Annotated in this window: 14 protein-coding genes; 9 read left to right on the forward strand and 5 right to left on the reverse strand. The window is 60.5% G+C overall.

The features are described 5' to 3' along the window. The first annotated feature begins 148 nt into the window (after positions 1-148). The 4 genes from FP026_RS18205 to FP026_RS18220 all read left to right on the forward strand — a co-directional run bounded on the left by FP026_RS18205 (position 149) and on the right by FP026_RS18220 (position 5,719). Positions 149-1,663: a lipopolysaccharide biosynthesis protein gene (locus tag FP026_RS18205; protein ID WP_149636027.1), complete on the forward strand. Its 1,515-nt coding sequence runs from the start codon at positions 149-151 to the stop codon at positions 1,661-1,663. Between the two features lie 10 nt (positions 1,664-1,673). Continuing rightward, positions 1,674-3,467 carry an alpha/beta fold hydrolase gene (locus FP026_RS18210; RefSeq protein ID WP_149636028.1) on the forward strand — a complete coding sequence of 598 codons (1,794 nt, stop codon included), beginning with the start codon at positions 1,674-1,676 and terminating at the stop codon, positions 3,465-3,467. A gap of 178 nt (positions 3,468-3,645) precedes the next feature. Beyond that, positions 3,646-4,314: a response regulator gene (locus FP026_RS18215; protein ID WP_112341471.1), complete on the forward strand. Its 669-nt coding sequence runs from the start codon at positions 3,646-3,648 to the stop codon at positions 4,312-4,314. Beyond that, entirely contained in the window at positions 4,304-5,719 is a 1,416-nt protein-coding gene (locus FP026_RS18220; protein WP_149636029.1) for a sensor histidine kinase, read from the forward strand. The genes FP026_RS18215 and FP026_RS18220 overlap by 11 nt, the downstream gene beginning before the upstream one ends. 300 nt (positions 5,720-6,019) lie before the next feature. Here the strand turns inward: FP026_RS18220 and FP026_RS18225 are convergent, their stop codons facing one another. The 4 genes from FP026_RS18225 to FP026_RS18240 form a co-directional block, all read right to left on the reverse strand. Next, a complete protein-coding gene (locus tag FP026_RS18225; protein ID WP_149636030.1) occupies positions 6,020-6,901 on the reverse strand; it encodes an ABC transporter permease in 882 nt (293 codons plus the stop codon). A 13-nt stretch (positions 6,902-6,914) separates the two neighbouring features. Further along, positions 6,915-7,733 carry an ABC transporter ATP-binding protein gene (locus FP026_RS18230; protein ID WP_149636031.1) on the reverse strand — a complete coding sequence of 273 codons (819 nt, stop codon included), beginning with the start codon at positions 7,731-7,733 and terminating at the stop codon, positions 6,915-6,917. Between the two features lie 92 nt (positions 7,734-7,825). Beyond that, positions 7,826-8,839 carry an ABC transporter substrate-binding protein gene (locus tag FP026_RS18235; protein ID WP_149636032.1) on the reverse strand — a complete coding sequence of 338 codons (1,014 nt, stop codon included), beginning with the start codon at positions 8,837-8,839 and terminating at the stop codon, positions 7,826-7,828. A 250-nt stretch (positions 8,840-9,089) separates the two neighbouring features. Next, complete coding sequence (locus FP026_RS18240; RefSeq protein WP_149636033.1) at positions 9,090-10,103, reverse strand: ABC transporter substrate-binding protein; 1,014 nt, start codon at positions 10,101-10,103, stop codon at positions 9,090-9,092. 249 nt (positions 10,104-10,352) lie between these two features. Here FP026_RS18240 and FP026_RS18245 point away from each other — a divergent pair, with 249 nt between their 5' ends. From FP026_RS18245 to FP026_RS18255, 3 genes are all read left to right on the forward strand, one after another. Then, positions 10,353-10,661, forward strand: a complete 309-nt coding sequence (locus tag FP026_RS18245; RefSeq protein ID WP_149636034.1) for a hypothetical protein — start codon at positions 10,353-10,355, stop codon at positions 10,659-10,661. Positions 10,662-10,868: 207 nt separating this feature from the next. Further along, entirely contained in the window at positions 10,869-11,327 is a 459-nt protein-coding gene (locus FP026_RS18250) for a helix-turn-helix domain-containing protein (protein WP_149636035.1), read from the forward strand. 352 nt (positions 11,328-11,679) lie between these two features. Further along, positions 11,680-11,919, forward strand: coding sequence for a hypothetical protein (locus FP026_RS18255; RefSeq protein WP_149636036.1), 240 nt, complete (start codon positions 11,680-11,682; stop codon positions 11,917-11,919). 208 nt (positions 11,920-12,127) lie between these two features. Here FP026_RS18255 and FP026_RS18260 read toward each other — a convergent pair whose 3' ends face one another. After that, positions 12,128-12,811 (reverse strand): TetR/AcrR family transcriptional regulator, encoded by a 684-nt coding sequence (locus tag FP026_RS18260; RefSeq protein ID WP_149636037.1) that lies wholly within the window; start codon positions 12,809-12,811, stop codon positions 12,128-12,130. Positions 12,812-12,907: 96 nt separating this feature from the next. Between FP026_RS18260 and FP026_RS18265 the strand changes: the two genes are divergently transcribed. Beyond that, on the forward strand, positions 12,908-14,212 hold the full coding sequence (locus tag FP026_RS18265; protein ID WP_149636038.1) for an efflux RND transporter periplasmic adaptor subunit: 1,305 nt from the start codon (positions 12,908-12,910) through the stop codon (positions 14,210-14,212). Between the two features lie 9 nt (positions 14,213-14,221). Further along, positions 14,222-17,371, forward strand: a complete 3,150-nt coding sequence (locus tag FP026_RS18270; RefSeq protein ID WP_149636039.1) for an efflux RND transporter permease subunit — start codon at positions 14,222-14,224, stop codon at positions 17,369-17,371. The last annotated feature ends 208 nt before the right edge of the window (positions 17,372-17,579 follow it).

The raw sequence follows: 17,579 nt of genomic DNA on the forward strand, positions 1-17,579 counted from the left end.
AGGAATGAATATTAGCCGAAGTAAAAAATGAACTTAGGGCAGCATTAAACCCTAAATATTAAGGCATATGAAATAGAGCTGACGGTATCCCCACGAAGAGCCGGATATATGCGATAGGTTCCGGCAATTTGAGGAACGGTCAGTCTTCATGACGAAGAGCATAATGGCAAATTCGGTTTTGAACGCGGCGGCGGGATTGACCCTGCTCGCCACCGGCTTTGCCTGTTCGATCATCGCCGCACGGCTGCTCGGCCCGGAGGCCAACGGCATCATCGCCTTCTCTTTGTGGCTGACGACGACGGGCGCGCTGATTGCCGAGCTTGGCGCCGGCGTCACCCTGCTGCGCATCCTGCCGCAATTGAAGGGAAACGGCTATTCGGCCGAAGAACGGCGTGGCTTTGCCGCTTATCTCCTGCAGCCGACGATCCTCGCAACCGTGATCCTGCTCGCCGGCTATGCCGCCTATTATTGGGATGCGGAGCGGTTGCATTGGGCGGGCGATGCGTCTGAAGTCATTGCCATAACAGGCGTATTTTTCGTACTTCAATCTCTCGGCGCCTACAGCAAGAACTATCTGATCGGCGAGCAGCAGGTCGGCGCCTTCCTGCGCATCACGGTGGCAAGTTCGGTGCTGCAGCTTGCGACCGTCCTCGTGGGCGCCATTTTCTTCGGCGTCAGCGGTGCACTTGCCGGCTATGCGATCGGCCAGCTGCCGATGTTCATCGCAACGCTCAGGATCGCGATCGCACGCAAGAACAGCTGCGGCGTCGGCCTTTCCGCGCTCATCAGCTCGTCGCTCGTTCTCTCGATCGAACTCATCAACAGCTCGATCTTCCTCAACCGCATCGAGCTGCTGTTCCTGCAGCGTTACTGGGGCATAGAAGCGGTCGGCTTTTATGCCGTCGGCCTGTCGCTCGCCAATCTGGCGCTGCAGTTGCCCGTACAATTGAGCGGCAGCCTGCTGCCCTATTATTCCGAACAGATGCACGCGCGCGCATCGGACAAGCTGCCCGTCGAAGTCTTCGCCGGCGTGGCGCGCAGCATAGCCTATATCACGCTGCCGATGAGCTTCGGCCTTGCGGCGATCGCGCCCGAGCTTGTCGTGACGATCTTCGGCCAGCCCTTCGCTCCGAGCGGCGGCATGGTGGCGTTGCTGTCCCTGACCGCGGCACCATACGTCTTCATGCAGATCTGCACGCAATATCTCTATTCGCTCGATCGCGTGCGCGAGCGCACCGTCATCGGCGTCATTGCCAGCTTTGTCATGGTCATCGGCTGCCTGGTCGCAGTGCCCCTTTACGGAGGTGAAGGTGCGGCGCTGGTGCGCTTCCTGGCTTTTACAGCCATGTGCCTTCTGATGGTGCGCCGCATGGAATTCGAAGGATCGACGCGGGGGATGCTCATCAACCTTGCAAAAGTTACGGTTGCTGCCATTCTGTGCGCGATTGCAGCCTATGGTTTTGTTCAGGCGTTGACCGGCGTCGCAGGCCTTGTAAGCGCCATCATTGCCGGCGCGCTGGCCTATGGCATTGCGCTCAGATTGCTGAAAGCCGTTCCAGCCGAGGATATCGAGGTGTTGCAGAAGATCGCGGCGCGGCTGCCTGCCCGTGTCAATCCGATTGCCACTCAGGCTTTGGCTCTATTGGCGCCACGCCGGATGTGAGGAGACTATCATGGCTGGTTGGGGAGCCGCCGAAGAAGAAGAGAATGAAGGCAAGCATATAAGATCGGCAGCGACACCGGTAACATTCGCCGGCACGGTCGGCCTGTTTACGCCGGCCGTTGCATCCTCGTGCAATACCGCGGTGCTGTTTCTTAGTCCCTGGGGTTTCGAGGAAATGTGCGTCCGCAAGTTCTGGCGCATTCTGGCGGAAGATCTCGCCGACATCGGCATATCAAGCCTGCGTTTCGACTATGCCGGCACCGGCGACGCGCTTGATATCACCGAAGAAGGCGATGGCCTGACGCCGTGGCAGGAAACCGCGCTTGCCGCCGCCGTGAAACTGAGAGCGCTTTCCGGCTGCGAGCACCTGATCCTCGTCAGCCAGGGCCTTGGCGGCACCATCGCCGCCACGCTTGCCGAACACCTGCCCAGCATCGACGGCATCGCCTTCCTTGCACCCGTTATCTCCGGCCGCGCCTATCTTCGCGAACTGACGGTCTGGTCGAAGATGATCGACGAAAGCATGGGGCTGCCCGAAGCACAGCGCCAGACCGAAGGCGTCACCGTCGCTAGCCTGCGCATGCCTGACAGCGCCGCCGATGCGGTCAAGAAGCTGAACCTGATGACGCTCGGCCGGCTCGCCACGCCGAACTGCCTTGTGCTGGCACGACCTGGCCGCCCGGGAGATGCGGACTTCGCGCGCCATCTCGAGACGCTTGGCGCTGATGTAGAGCAGTCCGCCTATGACGGCTATGACGATCTCGTATCGAACCCCACCATCGCCGTCATGCCGACCGCAGCCGGCCGAAAAATCGTCGCCTGGGTGCAGTCGATCGCAACGCAGCCGGGCACGGCTGCATCGGCTGATCTCGCCTCGCCTCTCGCGGAACCTCTCATCGGCGACGGCTTTCATGAAACGCCGCTGCGTTTCGGCAAGGGAAACCGCCTATTCGGCATTCTCTGCGAACCCGAAGGTGCCCGCGCCGGCGCGACCGCACTGCTGCTGACAACAGCCTATGACAGGCATGCCGGCTGGGGCCGGATGTCGGTCACCATGGCGCGTGCGCTCGCTCGCGACGGCATCGCCTCGCTGCGTTTCGATACGGCCAATGTCGGCGACAGCCCGCCGCTTTCCGGCGCTCCCGAGCAGGTGCTCTATTCCCGCGAGCAGCACCGGGATGTCGAGGAGGCACTGGACCTTCTGGAGCAGCGGAATCTGCTGCCGGCCTATGTCGTGGGACGTTGCAGCGGCGGCTATCTTGCCTTCCAGGCGGCACTGCGCGAAGCGCGGTGCCGGGGCCTGATCACCGTCAATCCCTACAGCTTCCATTGGGATGAGAGCCGATCGGTCGACGAAGCGCTGCGCTTCGCGCCCCGGTCGCTGGAAACCTATGGCCGAAAGCTCCTGCAGATGGAGACGCTGAAGCGGCTCTTCGGCGGCCAGATCGATGCGAAAAGCGCCATCCTCAACATGGCGACGGGCCTCGGCCGGCGCGTAGCGCGAGCGGGCCGCCGGCTGCTCGGTGCCTTTCCCTTGTTCGCCGCCGCGCAAGGACCCGTGTTGGGCGGCTTCCGCACACTCGCCAAACGTGGTGTCGACATGTCGCTGATCTACAGCGCCCATGATATCGGCCTCGATCATCTGCATGATCAGTTCGGCGAGAACGGCGCCGGCTTGAAATACTTCCCGGACATACGCCTGACCATCATTCCCGAAGCGGACCACAACCTGACCCCGCCCTATGCGCGCAAGGTCTATCTGAGAGAGGTCCGCGAGATGGGTTTGCGGCTCGGCAGCCGCTAGAGCATGATGCCGAAAAGTGTGAACGGTTTTCGGACGACATCATGCTCTACTTCTTTGATTTTAGAGCGGATTCAGATTTTAGGTCGTTTCGATCTAAAATCATCCGACTCGAACGCGCTGACTGGAAAGCCGCCGGAAATGCTCGCACCCCGTCCGATACTTACTGTATAGTCGCTTCATGAGGCTCCTGATCGTCGAAGACAACCGCGAACTGGCGTCCTGGCTCGGCAAAGCGCTGCGTCAGGCGCAATATGCCGTCGACATCGCCTATGACGGCGAGGATGCCGAGCATATGCTGAAGGTTGCGGGCTATGCCGTCGTCATTCTGGATCTGTCGCTGCCGAAGATGGATGGTTTGACGCTGCTGAAACGCCTGCGCCAGAGCGGCAACAAGGTGCCGGTCATCATTTTGACGGCCAATGCCAGCCTCGATGGGCGGGTCGCCGGGCTCGACAGCGGCGCTGATGATTATCTCGCCAAGCCTTTCGAGATTGCTGAGCTCGAGGCACGCATCCGGGCGGCCGTTCGCCGCGGTCATGACCGTGCCGCTCCCGAAATCGCCGTCGGCGACCTGCTGTTCGATGGCGGAACGCGGCAGTTCTATCTGGCCGGAGAATCCCTGGCTCTGACGCCGCGAGAACATGCCGTGCTCGAACATCTCATCATGAAGGCCGGCACGACCGTTACCAAGACCACGCTGTCTGAGAGCGTCTTCGGCTTCGACGACCTCGCCGATACCAGCGCCATCGAAATCTATGTGCATCGCGTGCGCAAGAAACTCGAAGGCAGCACGGTACAGATCGCGACGCTGCGCGGCCTGGGTTATCTTCTTCGCCATGCGCAGTGATAAAGCTTCCCTGCCTAAAGGAATCCTGGGTCGTGTCGCCGGCGCGCTGACAACAAGCCTTCGGGCGCAATTGTTCGCCTGGGTGGTGCTGACGCTGATCGGCGCCATCTGCATCAACCTTTATCTCAGCTTCCGTTCGGCCAATGCGACAGCCGATCTCGTCACCGATCGCACGCTGCTTGCCTCGGCCCGTGTGATCGCGGAGGCCGTGCATGTCGATGCCAGCGGCACGGTGCAGATCGACATTCCGCCCGCAGCCTTGGAAATGTTCGACACCGGCTATGGCGACCGCGTCTTCTATCAGGTCGTGACCGCATGGGGAAATCTCGTCGCCGGCTTTCCCGACCTGCCGCGGCCGAAGCGGGATCTGATCGGCGAGGACAGGACGTTTCGCACCGACGGCGTCCGCGTGCTCATGTTGAGCCATCCCGTCGTCGGCCTCGATCGGGACAGCACGATCTCCGTGGCAGTCGCCGTCACGCACAACAGCCAATATGCGATGCGTCGCAGGCTGTGGCTCTCGGACTTCACCAAACAGCTCGCCCTCGTCCTTCTTGCCGGCGTGGTGACCATTATCGGCCTGCAGCGGGGCCTGGCGCCCGTGCTTCGGCTGCGTGACGCGGTGCGCGCACGCGGCCGTCAGCGCCTGGATCCGCTGGATCCCCATATGGTGCAGAACGAGCTTCGCCCGCTCGTCCATGCGCTGAACGACCACATGGAGCGGGTGCAGAACCAGATGGCGGCGCAGCGCCGCTTCGTCTCGAACGCCGCCCATCAGCTGCGCACGCCGCTTGCGCTGATTTCGACGCAGGCGAGCGTGGCGGCGCGCGAAGCCGATAACGCCAGGCGCGACGAGGCATTGACCGCATTGCGTTCCAGCACGCGGCAGGTGACGCGTCTTGCAAGCCAGCTCCTGACGCTTTCGCGCGCCGAGCCCGGCAGCCGCCGACCGCGAAACGATACGATCGATCTCGCGGAAACCGCCCGCCGTGTGCTGGAAACGCTCGCTGAAGAAGCTCTGCGCCGCAATATCGACCTCGGGCTCGAGGCCGCTGAGACGCCGGTCCATATCGAAGGCGACGGCACCATGCTGCGCGAGATGCTGGTCAATCTCGTAGACAATGCGCTGCGCTACACCCAGGCGGGCGGGCGCGTGACGGTCGGCGTCGGCCGCGACGACGATACGGCGCTACTATGGGTCGAGGACAACGGCCCCGGCATTCCCGAAGCGGAACGCGCCCAGGTCTTCGAGCGCTTCTATCGCATCATGGGCACGGAGCCGGAAGGCAGCGGCCTGGGGCTTGCCATCGTCCGCGAAGTTGTCGACGGCGCCGGCGGCTCGGTCACGCTTGGCGAGGCGACCGGTGGCGGGCTGCTGGTCAGCGTGCGTCTGCCGGCTGTTTGAAGGGCGAAGTTAAGTCACTGTCTTTGGTTGTCGAGTGCGGCAGTTGCGGGATAGTCCCCTCTCCCCGCAAGCGGGGAGAGGGTTAGGGTGAGGGGCTATTCGCGAAACTTATAGAAGCATCTTGCCCGCGACGCTTCCATGCAAAACCAATCGCTACTCATCCTCAAATCGATAGTCCGCGGCCCCTCACCCCAGCCCTCTCCCCGCTTGCGGGGAGAGGGAGCTTCTTCTACCGGTAAACAAAAAAGGCCGGGCAAAACGCCCGGCCCCTGGCCTTGGGAGGTGCCAGAAAACCAACGCTTAATGCGTATCGAGGCTCTGCTGCGGACGCCAGCGGGTGATGCGGTTCTCGATGAGCGTCATCACGTATTCGGCGCCGAGCGTCACCACCATCACCAGGATGATCGCGGCATAGAGGCCGGCGGCGTCATAGGTGCCCTTGGCGATCGAGATCAGGTAGCCGATACCGGCCAGCGATCCGACGAACTCGCCGACGATGGCGCCGATGATGGCGAAGGAGAAGGAGATGTGCAGGCTTGCAAAAATCCAGCTCATTGCCGAGGGCAGGATCACGTTGCGGGTCACCTTCCAATTGGACGCGCCGAGAATGCGGGCATTGGCGATCATGTTGCGGTCGGCCTCGCGGACGCCCTGGAAGGCATTGGCGAACACGACGAAGAATACCATGATGAAGGCAAGCGCCACCTTGGAGGCAAGGCCGAGGCCCATGATCATCACGAAGATCGGCGCGAGAACGACGCGCGGGATCGAGTTGATCGCCTTGATGTAGATCGACAGGATATCAGAAGCCAGCTTGTTGCGGCCAAGCGCCACGCCGACGAGAACGCCGGTCACCGAGCCGATGACGAAGCCGATCAGCGCTTCTTCCATTGTGACGCCGAGATGGTACCAGAGAGAGCCGCTCTCGGTGCCCTCGGTGATCCAGTCCCAGAGGCGCAGTGCAATGCCATAGGGGCTGGAATAGAAGAACGGATCGATCCAGTGCAGGTCGGAAGCGAGCTGCCAGAGGCCAAGGATGGCAAGCAGAATGCCGATCTGCCAGGCCACGACGACATACTTGCGGCGGGTGAGCGCCTTCAGCGCTGCGGCTTCGATTTCCGCGTCCGAGGTGCCGGCGCGGAAGATCGGGGCATTGCCTGCTTCAAGAGCTGTGTTTGCCATGATCAATCCTCCCTTATGCCGCTTCCGCGGCACGGCGATAGCTGGTTTCGACCTCTTCGCGAAGGTCGTCCCAGATCGTCTTGCAATAATCGATGAAGTTCTGCTCGTACCGGATTTCCGAGACGACGCGCGGGCGCGGCAGGTCGATCGTATAAACCGATTTCACCGTGGCCGGGCCGGCGGTCAGCACGTAAACCTTGTCTGCGAGCGCGACCGCTTCTTCGAGATCGTGCGTCACGAAGACGACGGAGGCCTGGCGTTCGGCCCAGAGCTTCAGCAGTTCTTCATGCATGACCGTGCGGGTCTGCACGTCGAGCGCCGAGAAGGGCTCGTCCATCAGCAGGATTTCCGGCTCGTTGATAAAGGTCTGCGCGAGAGAAACGCGCTTGCGCATGCCACCCGAAAGCTGATGCGGATAGTGATGCAGGAACTTCGAAAGGCCGACGCGGGCAAGCCAGTCCTTGGCCATCTTTTCCGCTTCGGCCTTCGACTTGCCGCGGAACAGCGGGCCGGACATCACGTTTTCGATCACATTCTTCCAGGGGAAGAGCGCATCCGTCTGGAAGGCGAAGCCGACACGCCTGTCGATGCCGTTGACCGGTCCACCCATCAGGCGGACTTCGCCGGCACTGGGCTTGGCAAGGCCGGTGACGAGATTGAGCGTCGTGGATTTGCCGCAGCCCGTCGGTCCGACAACGGCGACGAATTCGCCGCGCTCGACCGTCATGTTGAAATCGCGCAGTGCGGTCAGCGACTTGCCCGTCGGCGATACGAAACGGCGGCTGACATTGATGAGCTCGATCGCCGGGGTGCGGCGTTCATCCTGTTGCATGGTGCTGATCCTGACGCGTGCCTTCGGGGCGTGCACGCAAAGCCCGGTGGACTGCCGCTTCCGGAACCGGCCGGAAGCGGCGTTATGACTGCTTACTTGACGTTCTTGACGAACTCGGTCGTGTAGGTCTTCGACAGGTCGATCGTCTTGCCCTTGACGTTCTTGGAGAACTGCGAGAGCACGGCGAGAACCGTCTTCGGGCCATCTTCCGGCATCACGCCATCGGCCGTGAACATTTCCTTGCCGGCGTCGAGAGCCTTGATGTAGCCGTCCTTGTCGCCGACGTAGAAATCCTTCGGCATTTTGTCGGCGATCTCGGCACCGGAATGGGTGTTGATGAAGCGCAGCGTCTTGACGAAGGCGTTCGCAAGCTTCTGCACTTCTTCCTTATGGGCGTCGACCCATGCGGCATCCATATAGAGAGAAGCGGCCGGATAGGTGCCGCCGAGCGCTTCCTCGGTGCCTTTCAGCGTACGCAGATCGACGAGGATCTTGGCTTCGCCCGTCTTCAGCAGGCGCGAGATCGTCGGTTCGGTGGTCATGCCCACCTGGATGGCATCCTGCTGCATGGCGGCGATGAAGGTCTGGCCGGCGCCGACCGGAACAGGCGTGACGTCGGCCGGCGACAGGCCGGCTTTCGACGCCATATAGAGCGTCAGGAAGTTGGTGGACGAGCCGAGGCCGGTGACGCCGGCGCGCTTGCCCTTGAGGTCGGCGAAAGACTTGATGTCCGGATATTTGGCCGAAACCAGCTCGACTTCGCCCGGTGCCTGGCTGAACTGCACGACGGACTTGATGAACTTGCCCTTGGCCTGCAGGTCGACGCAGTGATCGTAGAAGCCGACGACGCCTTGGACGGCGCCTGCCAGCAGCTGGTTTTCGGCGTCGACGCCGGCGGATTCGTTGAGAAGCTCGACGTCGAGGCCTTCGTCCTTGAAGTAGCCGAGAGATTCGGCGAGCTTGGCCGGCAGATAGATCTGCTTTTCGTAACCGCCCACCATGATGGAAATCTTGTCGGCGGCATTGGCGGCCGTGGCTGCAAGGGAAGCAGCTGTCATGACGAGGGAAAGGGCTACGGTATGAAAAAACGCGCGCGATGGACGCATCAATGTCTCCTCCTGTTTTAATTCTTGCGCCACATGACGCTTTAGAAAGGCGCTTCCTCCACGAAGCTCAGCGAGCCTAACGTGGGCAACCTTTCAGTCAGCTTTCAGCGCACGATCTCCATAAGGCGACATTGCAATTTTATTTCATCGGCACCGGCAGCACAAATATGGCTGCCGGTGCTTGTCTTCACCTTCGGGATCGGACGAGAAACCCGAAGCGCCCGGTCAATGCCGGGAACAATACTACGCGCTATTTAGCGTTCTTGACGAACTCAGTCGTATAAGTCTTCGACAGGTCGATCGACTTGCCCTGGACGTTCTTGGAAAACTCGGAGAGAACGGCGAGGACGGTTTTGGGGCCATCCTCCGGCATCACACCGTCAGGCGTGAACATGGCCTTGCCGTTTTCGAGCGCCTTCACGTAGCCTTCCTTATCACCGACATAGAAGTCTTTCGGCATCTTGTCGGCAATCTCGGCGGCCGAATGGGTGTTGATGAAATGCAGCGTCTTGACGAAAGCATTCGCAAGCTTCTGCACATCTTCCTTGTGATTCTTGACCCACGACTCCTGCATGTAAAGTGATGCGGCAGGATAAGTCCCGCCCAGAGCGGCTCTTGTTCCATCCATCGTGCGCATGTCGATCAGAACCTTGGCCTCACCGGTCTTCAGGAGACGAGAGACCGTCGGCTCCGTCGTCATGCCGGCCTGGATGGCGTCCTGCTGCATGGCGGCGATAAATGTCTGACCGGCACCGACCGGAACGGAGGTGAATTCCCCGAGCTTCAGGCCGGCCTTGATGGCCAGATACTGCGTCAGGAAGTTGGTCGAGGAACCGAGGCCGGTGACGCCGAGGTTCTTGCCCTTGAAGTCGGCGGGGGACTTGATCTCCGGATGCTTGGCCGACACCAGTTCGACCTCACCCGGCGCCTGGCTAAACTGCACGACGGATTCGACGAACTTGCCTTTGCCCTGAAGGTCTATGCAGTGATCGTAAAAGCCGACGACGCCCTGGACGGCGCCGGCGAGCATTTCGTTCTCGGCATCGACGCCGGCAGGCTCATTGAGAAGCTCGACGTTCAGACCCTCGTCCTTGAAATAGCCGAGCCCTTCGGCGAGCTTGGCCGGCAGGTAGATCTGCTTTTCGTAACCGCCCACCATGATCGAAATCTTGTCTGCCGCCTGTGCCGCCGTTGCCGCAAGCGCGGCCGCAGCTATCGCAAGGGACAACGCCGTCGAATATTTAAGAATGCTTGATGCACGCATGAAGTCCTCCTCTCCATTGTGTACCGGCGCCGATTGATGACAATACAGCGCGGGCTTCCTCCTGAAGCGTGAAAGACATGCACATCCAACCTTTCATTGAGCTGAAAGCAGCCTTCCCTATCCACAAACCGCACGGGAACATCTGCGAACGAGAAGCCGGATCATCGTACAGCGAGAAGCGTCGCCCCATCTTGGCATTTCCCTTAGCGCGACTATTTTGGATTGAGTGCTTTCACCGGGGGACCATCCATGAGGATCATTGCCACAGCCTTAGTTCTGGCGACCATCTCGATGGCCGGACCCGCATCGGCCATCTCGCGCTACGAGTCGTCGGGCAAAACTTGCGCGTCCGTGCAGCAGCTAATCGCCGGCGAGCGCGCCGCAATATTTCGCTATCCTTCGCGAGACGGCCGTAGCGTGCTGTATGACCGGTACGTCGCCGACGACGGCCAATGTGGCTTGGGCGGCTATGCCGCACGCGCCTCCATCCCGACGAAAGACAATCCCCTCTGCCCGGTGCGTAACTGCAAATCGTCTTCCATTTTCAATCCGCATTAGCGCGCTGATACGCATTGATGCGCATCGGATTTTTCTGTGGGTATATGACGATGGGATTACAAAATATTACAGAAAATGACTCTTGGTTGAATTCTACCCACATTTAGCGCACATTTTGCGGGCAGATAGAGCACCCGAATCTTACTCCCGAGTCTCTGGGGTGAGGTCATATCCGCTAGGTCCCCTATTTGATGAGGAGATTGCGCAGTGAGTGCAAAAGTACCTAACCCGATCGATGCCTATGTTGGCTCTCGCGTGCGCACGCGTCGACTTATGCTCGGCATGAGTCAGGAGCGGCTCGCTGAGCAGATTGGCGTCACCTTTCAGCAGGTACAGAAATACGAAAAAGGCACCAATCGCATCGGTGCCAGCCGGCTGCAGGCGATCGCTGGCGTGCTGGCCGTGCCGGTTGCCTTCTTCTTCCAGCAGGACAATACACAGCCGCTGAACACGGACGGCCTCGGCGCGATCAACGGCCTCGAGGATCTGTCGGACTTCCTGACCTCGAAAGAGGGCCTGAACCTCAACAAGGCGTTCATGAAGATCAACGATCCCAGCGTTCGCCAGTCTGTGCTGATGTTGGTGAAGTCGCTGGCAAATGCGTCCGATTCCCTGACAGACCATATACCTCAGACAGCGAACATCTCGGCAAGCCTTCGCAACTGAGCTCCGGCCTCCTGACAAAAGGGCCACGGGCATAGTACCTGCGCCAGCCCGAAACACGCCGTGAGGCCCGACATTCTGGCCCGGTGCCGAACCGTCCTGCGGACGGCAGCGGCAGCCGAGGCCATATCGGGCCAGGCATCCGGCGCCGGGATATTTCTTGCCCTTCCCTTTCGCCGCTCGCGTTTTAAACCGTTTCACGCCCTGAAATTGCAAAGACAAGATTTTGCCGCAATCAGGCCTCGTGTCACGCTGCATGTCACGCGCCAAGCTGCAAAACATCCGTTACGGTTTGCTCATGTTCCCGGACGGGGCACGATTCGTCCGCCGGGAACGGGGCAATAGAGGGCATGAAATGACAGCAGTACTTTCGATCGGAGCAGCGCACCAGGATCCAGACTCGCTCAAGGAACTGGCATCAATCGCTCGGCTCATCACCTATGCAAGGCAGAGCGCCAAGACCCTGAATGCGGAATTCCCGGTCTGGTGCCTGGATCTGGCGCTGGGGGCCGTGCTGCAGGAAATGTATGCGAATGGCTTGCCGAATCCCTCGTTCGACGAGGGTACGGACATGGCAAACGTGGTGGCACACTGAGCTAAAGCAATTTCAGGAAAAGTACATAGCGGTTTTCCGCCCGAAATTGCGAGACAACAAAGCGATAGAGCGGTTCAGATGTTCCGTGAAAAGCTGAACCGCTCTAATCCCTTCCGGCTCCCGCCGGGATCTCGAACGATGCCGACATGGTTTCAACCCGCCATGTCGGCATTGTTATTTTGTGTAGGAAGATTACCGTACAGACGGGCTACCGAGCGTCCTTGCGCGGCTGCACGCCCGCAACAAAAATCGAGATGCATTGGCGCAGATGGCGCAGCCGCGTTTCACGGTCCGGCCAGTCGCTCGGATGACCCGGCTTGGAAAGCATGGCACCGAAGATCATGTTCATCAGCATACGCGCGCCGCTGGCCACATCGGCAATCTCGATCAGGCCACGTCTTTGCTGCTGACTGAGCCAGTCGGCAAGCATTTGCTGCGATTGCTTGGCGCCATAGGTGTGCAACAGCATCGCAATCTCCGGGGATTGCTGCGCTTCGCTGATGGCAAGATGGATGAAAACTTCGCGTTCGCGCTCCTGGCCTTCATCCATATCGATCATGAAGATCTGCTCAAGCGCCTCGGCAAGGGGTAGATTCTCGTCGGGATCGCGCGGGAGGGCCAGCATGGATGCTCGGTGTTCGGCAATGATCGCCGTGAACAAGTCGGCCTTGCTCGGAAACAACTTGTAGAGGGTCTGTTTTGAAATCCTGCATCTGGCGGCAACGAGATCCATCGTCGTACGGCCGTAACCAAGTTCATAGAAAGTAGTGCGCGCCACCCCGACGATCTCCGCGCGGCGCGCGTCGTCATTCGCCGTTTTCGGGCGGCCACGCGGTCGTCGCTTGGCGGCCTGATCCGCCTTGCCTGCTCGTTCTTTTGTCAGCACTTCCATCTCGACCCCAACAGCCGAATGCGATTGACATTTGAAGCAGTATAAATATTTTCTGTACGAGTTGGTACTATAAATAAGGCAACAGGAAATAGCAACGTGCGAAAGCTTGCCTCCCTCACCTCCGCATCCGCATACACAAGTGTATCCTCCCGTTTTCCGGCCACCCGCGTCGCGATAGTCGCTGCAGGTGTCGCCGCGACGGTGCTGCTTGCCGGCTGCAACGAGCAGAAAGCCGCCCAGAACAACGCGCCGGCCGTCAAGACCGAAGTCAGCGCGATGTCGCTGCATCCGCAATCTGTCGCAATTACCGCCGAACTGCCGGGCCGCACCAGCGCCTATCTCGTTGCCGAAGTGCGGCCGCAGGTCGGCGGCATCATTCGCAGCCGCAATTTCAAGGAAGGCAGCGAGGTCAAAGCGGGCGATGTGCTCTATGAAATCGATCCTGCCTCCTACCAGGCATCCTATGACAGCGCCACCGCATCCCTGCAGAAGGCGGAAGGGGCCGTTCCGAGCGCACAGTCGAAGGTAGATCGCTATAAGAGCCTGACGGCGCAGGACGCGGTCAGCAAGCAAAATCTGGATGACGCGCTTTCCACTTTGGCTCAGGCGAACGCCGACGTGGCGTCCGCAAGAGCGGCCCTTGAAACAGCACGCATCAATCTCGACTACACCAAGATGCGCGCGCCGATCGGCGGCCGCGTCGACGCTTCGGCAGTCACCGTCGGCGCCCTCGTCACCGCCGAGCAAACGACAGCACTGACCACCATTCGTCAGCTCGATCCGATCAATGTCGACGTCACGCAGTCGAGCACCAACCTGCTCGAATTCCGTCGTGCCATTGCCGACGGTCGGCTGAAGACCAGCGGCGACAATGTCTCCGTACATCTGACGCTCGAAGACGGCAGCCAGTACAAGGAAACCGGCAGGCTGGAATTTGCGGAATCCTCCGTCGCTGAAACCGTCGGCACCATCACGGTGCGCGCTGTCTTCCCCAATCCGGATCGCATCCTGCTGCCGGGCATGTATGTTCGCGCCACCATTCAGGAAGGCATTGCCGAAAACAGCTTCGTGGTGCCGCAGCGCGCCGTGACCCGCAACACGAAGGGCGAACCGATCGCCATGTTCGTGACCACCGACGGCAAGGTACAGCAGCGGGTGCTGAAAGTTCAGCGCAGCATCGGCAACAGCTGGCTTATCGCCGAAGGCGTCAAGGATGGTGATCGTGTCATCGTCGAAGGCATCCAGCGCGTCCGCGACGGGCAGGAAGTCACGGTTTCTCCGGTGACGATCGACGATGCCACCGGCGAGGTAAAGCAGGCTGCCGCCGACAGCAAGCCGTCAACGGAGCAGGCTGGTCTGGAAAAGACCGATACCAAAGCCGCCTCCGGCGCTCAGAAGTGAGGTGGTTCAATGTCTCGTTTCTTCATTGACCGGCCGATCTTTGCCTGGGTTATCGCCATCGTCATCATGCTGGCGGGTGCGCTGTCGATCTTCACCCTGTCGATCTCGCAATATCCGCAAATCGCGCCGACGACGGTCAGCATCAGCGCCACCTATTCCGGGGCTGACGCGGCGACCGTCGAAAACTCGGTGACCAAGGTCATCGAGCAGGGCATGACGGGTATCGACAACCTCGACTACATGACCTCGACCTCGACCTCGACGGGCCAGGCCTCGATCTCGTTGACCTTCACCAACAAGGCCGATGCCGACGTCGCGCAGATGCAGGTGCAGAACAAGCTGCAGCTCGTCACAGCACAGCTGCCGCAGACCGTGCAATCCACGGGCATCACCGTTTCCAAGTCGACGTCGAACTTCCTGATGGTCGTGGGCTTCGTGTCGACCGACGGCAAGCTTAACTCGAATGACCTCGCCGACTATGTTTCCAGCACGCTCAACGACACGCTGAAGCGCATCGAAGGCGTTGGCAATACGCAGATCTTCGGTTCCGGCTATGCGATGCGCATCTGGGTGGATCCCGACAAACTCGCCAAATATCAGCTGATGGTGAGCGACGTCACCAGCGCGATCGAGTCGCAGAATTCGCAAGTTTCGGCCGGTCAGATCGGTGCCCTGCCACAGCGCAAGGGTCAGCAGCTCAACGCGACCGTCACGGCCAAGAGCCGCCTGCAGACGCCTGAGCAGTTCAACAACATCATCCTCAAGAGCCAGTCCAATGGCTCGCTGGTTCGCCTCAACGATGTCGCGACCGTCGAGCTCGGTGCCGAAAGCTATACGACGTCGAGCACCTATAACGGCCATCCCTCAGCCGGCCTGGCCGTGATGCTGGCCTCGGGCGCCAATGCCATCAATACGGCGGAAGCCGTCCGCACGACCATCAACAATCTCAGCCAGACGCTGCCGCCGAACGTAGAGATTGTCTATCCCTACGATACGACGCCCTTCGTGAAGCTGTCGATTGAGGACGTGGTCAAGACGCTCTTCGAAGCCATCGTGCTCGTCTTCATCGTCATGTTCGTCTTCCTGCAGAACATCCGCGCCACGCTCATCCCGACGCTCGCCGTCCCGGTCGTGCTTCTCGGCACCTTCGGCGTGCTGGCGCTGTTCGGCTACTCGATCAATACATTGACCATGTTCGGCATGGTGCTCGCCATCGGCCTGCTTGTCGACGATGCCATCGTCGTCGTCGAGAATGTCGAGCGCGTGATGGAGGAAGAGGGATTGTCGCCGCGCGAGGCGACGATCAAGTCGATGCAGGAAATCACCGGCGCGCTGATCGGCATCGCAACCGTGCTTTCGGCCGTTTTCATCCCGATGGCCTTCTTCTCGGGTTCGGTGGGCGTCATCTACCGGCAATTCTCGGTGACGATCGTCTCCGCGATGGTGCTGTCCGTCATCGTTGCTCTCATCCTGACGCCCGCCCTTTGCGCCACCATTTTGAGAAAGCCCAAGCATGGCGCCAGAGAGCGCGGTCTGTTTGGCTGGTTCAATCGCAACTTCGAGCGGGCGACGCATCGCTATCAGCGTGGCGTGCACGGCATGATCCGCCTCAGCATCGTCTTCCTGCTGGTATTCGTCCTCATCGGCGGTGCCGTTGCTGCTCTGTTCAACCGCCTGCCGAGCTCCTTCCTGCCGGATGAAGACCAGGGCATCCTGCTGACCGCCATTCAGCTGCCGCCGGGCGCCACGGATTTACGCACCAAGGCCGTGCTCGATCAGGTGAGGAACTATTATCTCAACACCGAGAAGGACTATGTCGAAGGCGCATTCGCTGTCGCCGGCTTCGGCTTCAGCGGTCAGGGCCAGAATGTCGGTATCGTCTTCGTCCGGCTGAAGGACTTCGACCAACGCAAGACGCCGCAATCCAAGGCGCAGGCAATTGCCGGCCGCGCCATGGGTGCCTTCTCGAAAATCAAGGACGGCAGCGTCTTCGCGCTGGCGCCGCCGGCCATCCCCGGCTTCGGCAGCTCGAGCGGCTTCGACTTCTTCATCAAGGATATCAACGGTGCCGGTCACGCGGCACTGATCGCCGCCCGCAACCAGTTGCTCGGGGCCGCCGGCAAGAATCCGAAGCTCTTCGGCACCCGTCCGAACGGCCAGGAAGACACACCGCAATATTCGGTCAATATCGACCAGGAAAAGGCGAGCGCACTGAACATCACCCTCTCCGACATCGACACGACCTTGTCGGCGGCCTGGGGTGGCACCTATGTCAACGACTTCATCGACCGCGGTCGCGTGAAGAAGGTTTACGTACAGGCTAACAAGGATTTCCGCATGCAGCCCGAGGATTTCGGTCGCTGGTACGTGCGCAATTCCAGCGGCGACATGGTGCCCTTCTCGGCCTTCTCGAACGGCGAATGGAGTTACGGTTCGCCGCGCCTGGAGCGCTATAACGGCTCCTCCGCCGTCGAAATCCAGGGCTCAGCAGCGCCGGGCGTTTCCTCGGGCGACGCCATGAACGAGATCGACAAGATCATGGCGACCCTGCCGCCGGGCTTCAGCCACGAATGGACGAGCCTCTCGGCCCAGGAAAAGCTCTCGGGCAACCAGGCGACCCAGCTCTACGCCATCTCCATCCTGGTGGTGTTCCTGGCGCTTGCCGCCCTCTATGAGAGCTGGTCGATTCCGCTCGCCGTCATGCTGTCGGTTCCGATCGGCATCTTCGGCGCGCTCTTGGCTGCAACCCTGTTTGGCCAGTCGAACGACGTCTACTTCAAGGTCGGCCTTTTGACGACCATAGGTCTGGCGGCGAAGAACGCCATCCTGATTGTCGAATTCGCCATCGAGCAGCAGAACCAGGGCAAGAGCCTGATCGACGCCACGCTGGAAGCATCGCGCCAGCGCCTGCGGCCGATCCTCATGACCTCGCTCGCCTTTATCCTCGGCGTCATGCCGCTGGCGATCGCCAACGGGGCCGGTTCCGGTAGCCAGAACTCGATCGGCATCGGCGTCATGGGCGGCATGATCTCGGCAACCGTGCTCGGCATCTTCTTCATCCCGCTGCTCTTTGTCTCGGTGCGCCGCATCTTCAAGGGCAAGGTCGTGCCGACGGCGCCAGAAGCGGCGGCAACCGACAGCGGCAGCGCCACGCACTAACGAGCGGGTTGCCCGCTCGCGATTGAATCAAAGGGCTCCCGTGATAAGCGGGAGCCCTTTGGCATTATAAGTTCCCTCTCCCCTTGGCAGGGCAATCGCATACGAGGCACGTCGGTGCCGCAAGTTCCTTCTCTCCTCGGGGAGAAGGTGGCCCGAAGGGTCGGATGAGGGGCTGACCGATTTGAATACGGGAGTTTTCGTGCTCTTG

This window comes from Martinezella tropici (genome assembly GCF_008370325.1).
Lineage (GTDB): Bacteria > Pseudomonadota > Alphaproteobacteria > Rhizobiales > Rhizobiaceae > Rhizobium > Rhizobium tropici_B.